Origin of the sequence: Gardnerella vaginalis (assembly GCF_001546455.1) — a bacterium.
In the GTDB taxonomy this organism is placed as follows: Bacteria; Actinomycetota; Actinomycetes; order Actinomycetales; family Bifidobacteriaceae; genus Bifidobacterium; species Bifidobacterium vaginale_B.
Map to the genome: position 1 here is coordinate 205,651 of NZ_KQ956813.1, position 9,334 is coordinate 214,984.

Sequence of the window (9,334 nt, forward strand, 5' to 3'; positions counted from 1 at the left end):
TTGGTTCAGGCTCAGGCTCTGGTGTAGGCGGCTGCGGAGTCGGAGTTGGATTAGGATCTGGCGGTGTTGGAGTTGTATTCTTTGTGTATATTGCATACACAGTAGTATCCGCCTTCACAGCAATCTGATCGGTAAACTTTGTACCTGTGACGTCTGCTTTTGTATTCCACTCTTTGAATGTAAAGCCTTCTTTAGCAGGAGCAGCTGGCATAGTAACGCCAGTTAAAACAGCATCACTTGTTACGATTGTTTTGCCCTTAAGATCGGCAATCTTCCCACCAGCTTCAACTTTAACGGTTGCAACCTTAGACTCGCCATTCTTAAACGTTACGGTATGCGCAGCTTTAATCTCATACGTTTGGAACAAGTCCAAAAGCTTTGAGGTCGAGGAAAGTTCGCTAGAAGCAACTGCTATATAGTCAGTTGGAATGTTCAATGACGTGTTATTTTTACGCAGCTTTGCCACACCATCTTCAACAGCCGTAGGAATATAGTGCTTTACAATCTCAACAATATCCGTTGAAACTTTACCGTTAACACGCGAATCAAGAACCGATGGAATACTCCCAGATGCACCTTGGTTACCGTATTGTATATAAACACAATGATTGAAATCTTCTATTTTTTTATCTTTTGCAGCCTTAAGTAATTTGTCATTATTAGTAATAATAATGTTATGTTTGAGTAATTCTGCTATATCTTTATCAGTTTTAAATTTCTCTACTATATCGTCATCTATTTTATTTCCCTCATTGAAAATAAAAACAGCACCAGAAGAATAATGAGAAAATATTCCAAAATTCGATTTATCTTTAAACCAATCTGTAGTTAACGTTAATGGAGCAGAATCTAAAAATCTATCACCCAACATATAGGCATCGCTGGAGCCCGTGGTTTTAAAAATATCAACCCATTTAGCTATAGAAGATATGTTAGACAGCTTCTCACAACCAAAAAACAGGTTGCTAATCATATCAAATGATTTGTTGCCTTCTTTAAAACTCCAATTACCTATTCCGCTGATATTCGTTAAATTCTTGCAGTCATAAAACATATTAGACATGTCCGTAACACTGCCCACATTCCAATCTTTCAAGCCATCCAAATCTTTAAGGCTTGCACAGAGTGTAAACATACTCGACATTTTAGCAACATTGACCGTATTCCAATCTTTCAAGCCACTCAAATCTTCTAGACTTGTACAGGTTTCAAACATATTAGACATGTCCGTAACACTGCCCGTATTCCACTTATCTAATGCTGAAATATTATTCAACTTCTCACAGCCATAAAACATACCCGACATGTCCGTAACACTGACAGTATTCCACTTCTCTAAACCCTTTAAACTATCAATGTTCTTGCAGCAGAAAAACATACTCGACATGTTCGTAACTTTGCTGGTATTCCAACTCTCCAAACCATTCAAATCTTCGAGGCTTATACAATTTTGAAACATCCACGACATGTCTGAAACCTTGCCTGTATTCCACTTCTCCAAGCCCCTCAAACTTTTAAGGTCTATACAAGCTTCAAACATATTTGACATGTCCGTAACATTGCTTGTATCCCAATCACTTAAACCTGAAATATCCGACAAATTGGAGCAATATCTAAATAGTTCTTTCATATCAGTAACATTGCTTACATCAAAGTCGCCAATATTTCCAAGAGACTCAATATTATTACTAGAGAACAATTGACTGATACTACCGTAGCCTTTTACATTGTTTTCAAATCTTAGAGTTGCGCCAGAAGCTTCATCGCTTCTAATCTTATCTCGAATATCTCCAAAATCATGTCCCTTAATGTCGGCGCTGATAATGCCCTCAGTGGCTTTACCTTTTGGCTTGATTACAAGGTATTTAACACCATCTATTGTTTCGATTACAGCCTCACAACCAGCCATGTTAATGGCTTCTTTTCTAGTGAGACTAGTGGATTTAGTAGTCGGAACAGCAGAACGCTCAGAATTCTGCACACCCCCCCCCGTAACAGGATTAGCCTTCTTAGCAACTTTAGTAGCAGACGATTTAACAACGCTAGAAGAAGAAGCAACACTAGAAGAAGCACCAGCAACACTAGAAACCGCAGAAGCATTGGCCACAACTCCCCCAGTTATAGCCAACGCTGTTGCGCAAAAACCAGCACTAAGCGGCACAAAAACACTACGATTGCGAACACTATGATTACTAACACTACGGATATGCTTATTACTCTTCTTCATAATAAACCTTCTCAACGCACCAAATGCTCACAAATTCACACGCAAGAAAATGCAAGCACAAAACTCTATGCATAAACCGTTTAATATTTTACACCCAAACGCATAAACACAACATACTATCCGCGCAAAAAGCAATGAAATATAACAAAAACCGCCACAAGCTAACCTTTTATCAATAAAAAGCTGCAGATTTAAAAATGTTAATTTAACAATGCGATATTTTATTTCTTAAACAATTCTGAATGCGTGCCAAGCCTATATAACATCAAAACAAGAACTTCATTCTTAATTTCATAAATCAAGAGCCGCCTTAAGATCTTCCATATTTCGATAACCCTTTACACTAGGATCAGACGCAATCCGTCTACCCTCTTCAATAGCAGCAATCGTTGTATCATTTGGAACCTCTAATTTAAGAGAAAAAGGAATTCCGTTCTCACGAATAGTTGTTCGCAAAAACATATTAATCGCTGTCGTCATATTGAATCCGAGTTCTGAAAAAATCCTATCAGCTTGTTCTTTAATTACCTTATCTGTTCTGATATTTAAATTCGTAGTAGTCATATACAATACCTCCATCTTCTTTTACTATACGCAAATATTCGTTTATGTTCAACATATTGTCATTACAATGTATATAATTCAGACCAACTAAAGTAATACAACTGAATAGGAATTGCAAACGCAAACAACAAAGCGCAAGAAACAATAAGGCAATCTAAAACAATAAGGCGAGCACGTTGCATTATCAAAGTACTCGCCTTAATTTATTTATAGAATTTATGCACTGCGATTAACTTGCTATTAATCACAACTATCGCAAATGCTTAGCACGCTTGCGATTTACCGCAGACAGACTACTTCGCAACCTGCTTATTCTGCACAAACTCAATCCTACAAGTCGCATTCAAAGCATTCGCAATACGATTCAAAAGCGCAATAGTTGGATTCCTTGAACCATTTTCCAACCTGCTAATATCAGACTGACTAATTCCTGTTTTCGCCGAAAGCTCCGCCTGAGTCATGCCAGCATTTTTCCTAGCCATAACAAGAGACATAGTTAAATCCCTTTCTGATTGAAGAGCATCATACTCTTTCTTGAATTCAGGATCCTTAATAAGCTCGTTTGTAAGTTCATGCAAATCATTCATTCGTCTTCCATGCAATTCTTGACTTCCTTGCAATTCCTGCTTTTTCATCTCAAACCCATCTTTCGATTAAAATATTCAGAACGACTTTTATGCTATATATACCATAAAAGCTTGTATATGTCTTGCAAATCATATAAAAATCCCATAAGACATTTGCATTGCAGACAGTATGAATATGGCTAAAATGCAACCAATAACAATTAAGGCGAGCACGTAATTGTTACGAGTGCCCGCCTTAATTTATTTATAACTTAGAGAATAACGCTGTTCTAGCGCAAATGCTTAGCGCGCTTGCGATTTGCCGCGGCGCCCGCAGCAAACATGCCAAACACCATCGCACCGAATGATGCAAAAGCTGCACCATAGGCGTTTGAACCCGTGTTTGGCAATGCGTCGGCAGAGCGCGTACGTGTAGCTTGCGACTTAGCAGAACCACTTCTGTTTGCACCACTGTTGTTGTTGACAGCAGCTCCATTCACAGTGCCGTTATTGGCGTCACTTCGGTTGCCTCCATTGTTGGCGTTTTCTCCCACGCCACTACCATTGGTGTTATCGCCATTGCCGCCGTTGCCGCCGCCAATATTCAATTCAGGAATATCAGTAGATTCTGGTTCAACACTTCCGCCGTCATTATTATCGCCGCCGCCATTATCATTCGAATCTGGGTCTGGATTTGGGCCTGGGTCTGGATTAGCAGAAGGATCTATCAAACTAGCCATAGGCATAGATGTGCGCTTTTTTGGATTGGTTAATTTGCCCGTATCAGGGTCAACATCGTACGTAGTAGTAATAGTCTTATTACCCTCATGCGTAACCTGCTTATTACCGACTTTAGTCAAACCATCCTGAGCAGCAGTAGTCTCCACCTTGTCGCTTGGACCCCATTTGCCGTTAACAAAGCTGCCCGTATGAGTGGTAATTTTGAGACCATCTACAGGGTCACTGATTTTCTTTTGCGTGTTGTAAGGAAGTGTATCGTCTGCCTCATACTTCATCTTTCCCAGCAAGACTTCTGCTTCTTGAGTATCAAGAACCGCAGGCTCGGAGTTATCATGCTGAACAGCCGGTGTCAAAGTACCAGCTGGCATAGATGTGTGCTTTTTCGGATTGGTTAATTTTCCTGTATCTTTATCGACATCGTACGTAGTAGTAATAGTCTTATTACCCTCATGCGTAACCTGCTTATTGCCGACTCTTACTACATGGTCTGTTGGATCAACAGTTTTTTCTTTCGTACTTTCAACGTCTTTGGTAAGACCTGTAGTTTTATCAACTCTATAAGTGGTTGTGACCGTCTTAGAACCGTTCTTGCCAGCAGTTTTGTCTTCTTTTGCTTCATAAGCAAGCGTGTCATCTGCAATATAGATAGTCTTAAATTTAATAGTTTCAGTCTTAGTATCTACGTTGCCAACTTTTATTACGGTATCAATAGCTTTTTTAGTTATCCCGCTATTTGAACTAAATGCTGTTGAAATTGCACCAGTATTTGGATCTACACTATGGAATTTTTCTATTGTACGCGTTCCCTTAGTACCAACAGTCTTATTCGTTTCTCTATACGCCAGAGAACTATCAGCTTGATAAATTGTACCAGGCTGAATCTCCTCAGTCACAACTTCCTTATTGCCAACTTTAGTTAAGCCGTTTTTAGCATCAACGATAGTATCTTCGTGACCATTTTTATATCTCTTCTTTTTACCTTTAACAGGGTCACTAATCTTCTTCTGAGTGTTATAATCAATCGACGCATCCCCTTCATACGTCATTTTGCCTTCAACAGTTTCTATTTTTGGCACATTAAGATGAAGCTTTATTTTTCCGTTATATCCATTAGCGCCAATAGTCACGTTTCCAATCTTAAACGATTTATCATTTTTAAATTCAATTGTTACATCATCTTTATATGGCAAATTGATACTATCGTTAAGAACAAAACTACCCTTCTCAACACTGCCAACACTCGAGGAAAAAGACAATTTATCAGCATACTCAATTCCCAGAGGAGTCGATTGCTGTTCAGAGCTTAACGAAAATTTTAAGCCGTACATACTAAGACTATTTAATTGTGGTAATTCTTCAAGTACAGAAATACTCTTTATACCATTTTCAAGCCCAAGTGAAATACTTTTTAACTTAGTCAAGTTTTTCAACGGTTCAAGAGATGTGAATTTATTATCATAGAGTGAAAGAGTTTCGAGATTAGTTAAACCTTCAATCGGAGATAAATCTGCAATATCTGTGGATTGAAGATAAAGAAGTTTTAATTTTGTTAAATCTTTAATAATATTCAAATCAGAAAATTGAGTACTGTCCAAATTAAGATCTGTTAAATTCGTGAATTTCTTAAGAGTATCAAAATTTTTAATACCAGGATTTTCCCCGAGATATAGAGTTTCTAAACTAGTTAAATTGCCAATTGTAGAAAAATCAGTGATTTTATTACTACTAGCTCTTAAACATTTTAGTGAGCTTAAGCTTTGTAAAGGAGTGAGGTCAGAAATTTTATTATAAGTTGCATAAATTGATTCTAAACTTGTTATGCTAGCGAGCGGAGATAAATCAGAAATACTATTATGGTCGAAGTCAATACGATTTAAATTAGTGAAGTTTTCAATACCTTCAATAGACGATATACCCTTACCGCACAAATTTAAGTTTGTTACTTTACTTGCCTGTTCAAGTGTAACTCCAGTATCGTTCTTACCCAAAAGAGCTTTTCCACGCTCAGCTCCCCAAGATGAAGCATTGCTACCATCTTTCAGATAATTTAAGATAGCGTCTTTAAGTTTAGGATTTGTAAATTGAACATAGTTGCTATTGCCGCTAACTTCTGAAGAATTAACTGAAGAAGTATGCACTGAACGTGTTGCACTAGCAACACTTGCATAGGAAACGTTTGATGAAAGTCCGCCCGCTACAGCCAACACTGTTGCGCAAAAACCAGCACTTAGAGGCGCAAGAATACTACGTTTTTTAGCGTTTTTCATAACAATTTCTCCCAATACAAAGATGCAAATGAGAACAAATTAAAAATCCCAATTCCTCTGCAATTCATTGCACAAAACGCTATATACCATACCCCCCCCCCAATACATTTATATAGTTACAAGCACATTGCAAATGCACTCATTAAGAACATTTTTAGAATAGACTTAAGAAAAGTTTTTAACGTGAGATTCAAAAAGTTGCCAAAATACAAAAGTTTTTAACGTGTGATTCAAAAAGTTGCCAAAATATAAAAGTTTTTAACGTAGGATTCAAAAACTTTGAATTTTAAGCAAGTTTTTGATAATATGGTTAAAAAGTTGAAAAAGTAGAGGAAGTGTTCAAAGGGAGCTTACGGTGATATACAATTCAGCAACACACACGCTCATAAATCGCCCAGAATACCTAAACCAGCTTATTGAACATAAAGACGTAGACTTAGTGAAAATCGTAACTGGCATCCGAAGGTGTGGAAAATCTTCCCTACTAGATCTTTTCCATAAGCATCTACTTAATTCCGGAGTAAGCGAAGACCACATCATTCACATAAATCTTGAGTCTCTTAAATATCGAAATATAACCAATTACACGGAATTGTACGATTATATAAGCAAGCACATTCCAGCAGACTGTGCAGAAAGCATCGAATCACACAATGCCAGCAAATCCACAAAAACATATCTTATTTTTGACGAGCTTCAAGCAGTAGAAGATTGGCAAAAAGCAGTGGAGTCTTTCCGCATTGATTTTAATGTTGACATTTACATTACAGGATCCAACGCATACTTACTTTCTAGCGAATTTTCAACACTTCTCGCAGGTCGCTATGTTGAAATCCGCATGCTGCCATTATCATTCAAAGAATTCCTAGACTTTTACAACTTCCCAACAAGCGCATCCACAGATGAAAAGTTCCAAAAATACTTGCAATTTGGCGGAATGCCCGTGCTAAGCGAGTATAAATTCAACGAAGCGCGTAGCATGCAAGATTTGGAAGGAATATATTCAACCGTTATATTACGAGACGTTTTACAAAGAAACGAAAAAGCAGACCAAATCGTTTTACAAAAACTTATGACTTTCTTATGCTCCACCATTGGCAGCACAACTTCACCAAACAGCATAAGCAAATCGCTTCGAGCTGAAGGAGATATTGAAAAAACCACAGTATCCGTTGCTAGCAAAACCGTTAGCGATTACATACGAATGTTAAAAGATGCTTTTATTGTTTATCCAGTACAACGCTACGATGTTCAAGGCAAAGAACTTCTAAAAACACTCGGAAAAAACTACGTTATTGACTTAGGTTTCCGTAACATGCTTTTAGGATATAGAGGAACAGATCGCGGTCACATTATAGAAAACGTTGTATTTCTTGAACTTCTTAGACGCGACTATCGCGTTTATATTGGAAAAGTTGGCAACGCGGAAGTGGATTTTGTTGCGGAAAAACCTAACGAAAAAATATATGTTCAGGTTACCGAAAGCATGCAATCGCCAGAAACACGCGAACGAGAGCTAAAGCCGCTACGTGCAATCAAAGATAATTACGAAAAAATTGTGATTTCGATGTATCACGATTACATAAACTCTTACGACGGCATTAAGGCGATTAATCTTACGGACTGGCTACTTAAATAAGCGCACACATTGCAAGAAAGCGTATCTTGTAACAAGAGCAGCAAGCAGTAAATGTAATACAATCGTAATACATTGTAAAACGTTTATAGCATATTGTAAAACAAAGTAATACATTGTAGAATGTAATAAAAGTTGATAGCTGAATATCAAAAACTAGAAAAACTAGAAAAATAAACACGTCAAAAACTAATGACTTATAGAAGCAAAGCATTAATACCTAAAATCAAGGAGCATATTATGGCAATCAGCGCAACCGCAACAGCAACAAAAACCCAAACAAAAACAGCAGCAAAAACCGCAAGCATCAACGTGCGCGTCACAAAAGAAGTTAAAGAGCAAGCAGAAGAACTATTCGCCAGCTTCGGCATAACTCTTAGCGATGCAATCAACATGTTCTTACACAAATCGCTTATGGTAGAAGGACTCCCATTCGACTTAAAGCAGCCAAAATACAATAAAGAAACAATCGCTGCGTTTAAGGAAGCCGAAGATATTCTATCTGGAAAAATTCCAGCAAAACGCTATAACTCAGTATCCGAGATGATGGACGACGTTTTTAAGGAAGATTAATCATGCTTACTTTAACATACACTTCACAATTTAAAAAAGACATGAAGCTAATCAGAAAGCGCGGATACGATACACATCTTGTTGATATATTACTTGAAAAGTTACGTAACGAAGAGGTTCTTGACGAATCATACCAAGATCATCCGCTTAAAGGTAAATACCGAGGATTTCGCGAATGCCATGTAAAGCCAGACTGGCTGCTTATATATCGCATAGATAACGATGACGTAGTGCTTGTACTTTCTCGAACAGGAACACACTCAGACGTATTTAACGAATAAAATCTTAAGAAATAGCAAATCGAAATAAAAACAAATAAGGCGAGCACGTTGCGTTACCAAAGTACTCGCCTTAGTTTATTTATGGGATTTATGATATGCGATTAGCCGCGGCTGATTTCGCCTTAGTTTTCACCTTCTTTTTCGTCTTCACCTTTGTTCTTCTTCTTTTTCTTACCAAACAGAATAAAGAAGAAGAATCCACCAACAATCGCAGCAATAGCGGCAAGAGCGCCAACAATAGACGCAATCAAACCAACATTGGAAGAGTTCGATGCACTCTTTGCTGAACTACTAGCAGAAGACTTTGCCGAATCCTTAGAATCCTTAGAATCCTTATCGGAGTCTTTTGCAGAATCCTTAGCAGAATCGCTGGAATCAGAGTGATCCTCAGCAGAATCCTTAGCAGAATCCTTGGCAGAATCAGAGTCATTCGACTTAGCGGAATTGCTTGAATTAGAGCCACTTCCACCAGCGTTTAA

8 protein-coding genes are annotated in these 9,334 nt (G+C 37.9%); 3 read left to right on the forward strand and 5 right to left on the reverse strand.

Going from position 1 to position 9,334, the window contains the following annotated elements; genetic code table 11:
• From HMPREF3216_RS02380 to HMPREF3216_RS02395, 4 genes are all read right to left on the reverse strand, one after another.
• The coding region (locus tag HMPREF3216_RS02380; RefSeq protein WP_155639669.1) for a BspA family leucine-rich repeat surface protein at positions 1–2,227 on the reverse strand (2,227 nt) is incomplete at its 3' end.
• A 291-nt stretch (positions 2,228–2,518) separates the two neighbouring features.
• Positions 2,519–2,791, reverse strand: coding sequence for a type II toxin-antitoxin system RelB/DinJ family antitoxin (locus HMPREF3216_RS02385; RefSeq protein WP_060786771.1), 273 nt, complete (start codon positions 2,789–2,791; stop codon positions 2,519–2,521).
• Between the two features lie 293 nt (positions 2,792–3,084).
• The gene (locus tag HMPREF3216_RS02390) at positions 3,085–3,426 is read right to left on the reverse strand and encodes a helix-turn-helix domain-containing protein (protein ID WP_196485418.1); all 342 of its coding nucleotides are present in this window, start codon (positions 3,424–3,426) and stop codon (positions 3,085–3,087) included.
• A gap of 221 nt (positions 3,427–3,647) precedes the next feature.
• Complete coding sequence (locus HMPREF3216_RS02395) at positions 3,648–6,365, reverse strand: leucine-rich repeat domain-containing protein (protein WP_060786772.1); 2,718 nt, start codon at positions 6,363–6,365, stop codon at positions 3,648–3,650.
• Between the two features lie 355 nt (positions 6,366–6,720).
• Here HMPREF3216_RS02395 and HMPREF3216_RS02400 point away from each other — a divergent pair, with 355 nt between their 5' ends.
• The 3 genes from HMPREF3216_RS02400 (at position 6,721) to HMPREF3216_RS02410 (ending at position 8,855) form a co-directional block, all read left to right on the forward strand.
• Positions 6,721–8,004: an ATP-binding protein gene (locus tag HMPREF3216_RS02400; protein ID WP_060786773.1), complete on the forward strand. Its 1,284-nt coding sequence runs from the start codon at positions 6,721–6,723 to the stop codon at positions 8,002–8,004.
• Positions 8,005–8,241: 237 nt separating this feature from the next.
• Positions 8,242–8,574: a type II toxin-antitoxin system RelB/DinJ family antitoxin gene (locus HMPREF3216_RS02405; RefSeq protein WP_060786774.1), complete on the forward strand. Its 333-nt coding sequence runs from the start codon at positions 8,242–8,244 to the stop codon at positions 8,572–8,574.
• A gap of 2 nt (positions 8,575–8,576) precedes the next feature.
• Positions 8,577–8,855, forward strand: a complete 279-nt coding sequence (locus HMPREF3216_RS02410) for a type II toxin-antitoxin system YafQ family toxin (RefSeq protein ID WP_060786775.1) — start codon at positions 8,577–8,579, stop codon at positions 8,853–8,855.
• Between the two features lie 122 nt (positions 8,856–8,977).
• On the opposite strand, the gene HMPREF3216_RS06545 is transcribed toward HMPREF3216_RS02410, so the two are convergent.
• Positions 8,978–9,334 (reverse strand): hypothetical protein (locus tag HMPREF3216_RS06545; protein ID WP_196485419.1); only part of this gene is annotated, 357 nt, incomplete at its 5' end.

What these genes read in the sequence shown, in the direction of transcription:
- HMPREF3216_RS02385 (WP_060786771.1), bottom strand. Translation starts at nt 2,791, where the DNA reads ATGACTACTACGAATTTAAATATCAGAACAGATAAGGTAATTAAAGAA.
- HMPREF3216_RS02390 (WP_196485418.1), bottom strand. Translation starts at nt 3,426, where the DNA reads ATGAAAAAGCAGGAATTGCAAGGAAGTCAAGAATTGCATGGAAGACGA.
- HMPREF3216_RS02395 (WP_060786772.1), bottom strand. Translation starts at nt 6,365, where the DNA reads ATGAAAAACGCTAAAAAACGTAGTATTCTTGCGCCTCTAAGTGCTGGT.
- HMPREF3216_RS02405 (WP_060786774.1), top strand. Translation starts at nt 8,242, where the DNA reads ATGGCAATCAGCGCAACCGCAACAGCAACAAAAACCCAAACAAAAACA.
- HMPREF3216_RS02410 (WP_060786775.1), top strand. Translation starts at nt 8,577, where the DNA reads ATGCTTACTTTAACATACACTTCACAATTTAAAAAAGACATGAAGCTA.